Annotated in this window: 3 protein-coding genes; 1 reads left to right on the forward strand and 2 read right to left on the reverse strand. The window is 63.1% G+C overall.

The features are described from left to right. Positions 1 to 223 (forward strand): integrase core domain-containing protein (locus AC1DT2_RS24385; protein WP_477297611.1); only part of this gene is annotated, 223 nt, incomplete at its 5' end. A 92-nt stretch (positions 224 to 315) separates the two neighbouring features. Here AC1DT2_RS24385 and AC1DT2_RS24390 read toward each other — a convergent pair. After that, on the reverse strand, positions 316 to 609 hold the full coding sequence (locus AC1DT2_RS24390) for a DUF6587 family protein (protein ID WP_063573241.1): 294 nt from the start codon (positions 607 to 609) through the stop codon (positions 316 to 318). Further along, positions 606 to 1,005: nucleoside recognition domain-containing protein (locus AC1DT2_RS24395; protein ID WP_477299320.1), on the reverse strand; the 400-nt coding region annotated here is incomplete at its 5' end. The genes AC1DT2_RS24395 and AC1DT2_RS24390, both read right to left, overlap by 4 nt.

Here is a 1,005-nt window from a genome sequence, read left to right on the forward strand (position 1 = left end):
CTGCTGGGACAACGCCGTGATCGAGAGGATCTTCAAGACGCTCAAGTACGAGTGGGTACCTGAAGGAGGCTACGCATCTATCGCCGAGGCCGAGAAGGAGCTGACCGACTTTCTGATCTACTACAACCTAGAACGGCAACACTCGCGACTAAACGACATCCCGCCAGTGCTCTTCGAGCAACTGGCGGCTCAGGCTCCTACACCGGTGTCCAGAAAAGCTTGACCACTGCAATTCATCGGCGAACGGGTGCTTGCGTCAAACTGGCCCGCTGCCGCGGGATCGCCGATGAATCGGCTCCTACAAAGGAATGCTCGTCAGCTACGCGGTTTGAAATGCAGCGGTTGCGCTTCCGTTTTCACCGTCGGCGTCGGGCCGCAGCTGCCGCATGAGCCGCAACCATCGCCGCAACTGCCGGTCGCCGCGGCGGGCTGCAAGCGGCGACCGAGCGAACGCAACGCCGCCGAGCGGCCTTCGTGATTGAGGCTGGCCGAGATTCGCGCCATCGCGCGCGTGGAGGTCTTTGGCAAAAGCTTGCGGAAAGCCACATACGTCGCCACTGCAACGACCAGCGCGATGATCACGCCCTGGACGATGTCGAACGTGCTCATGAAAGCGCCCTCGCAATCTGGTAGGTGGCGAGCGAGGCGAGATAGGCCAGGCCAAACAGATAGCCGGCCGCCACCGCGACGTTACGCCAGGAATTGGTTTCGCGGCGGATGACCGCCAGTGTGGACATGCACTGCGGCGCGAACACGTACCACGCGAGCAGCGACAGCGCGGTGGCCAGTGACCACTGGTGTGAAATCAGCGGCCCGAGCTGCGAGGCCACCGCATCGTCGCTGCCTGACATCGCATAAACCGTACCGAGCGCGGCGACCGCCACTTCGCGCGCGGCGAGACCGGGCACCAGCGCGACGCAGATCTGCCAGTTGAAGCCGATCGGCGCAAAGACATACTCGAGCAGGCGACCGAGCCGGCCGGCAATGCTGTAATCGATCGCAGGC

This window comes from Luteibacter sp. P4_E6 (genome assembly GCF_056401535.1).

What these genes read in the sequence shown, in the direction of transcription:
- AC1DT2_RS24390 (WP_063573241.1), bottom strand. Translation starts at nt 609, where the DNA reads ATGAGCACGTTCGACATCGTCCAGGGCGTGATCATCGCGCTGGTCGTT.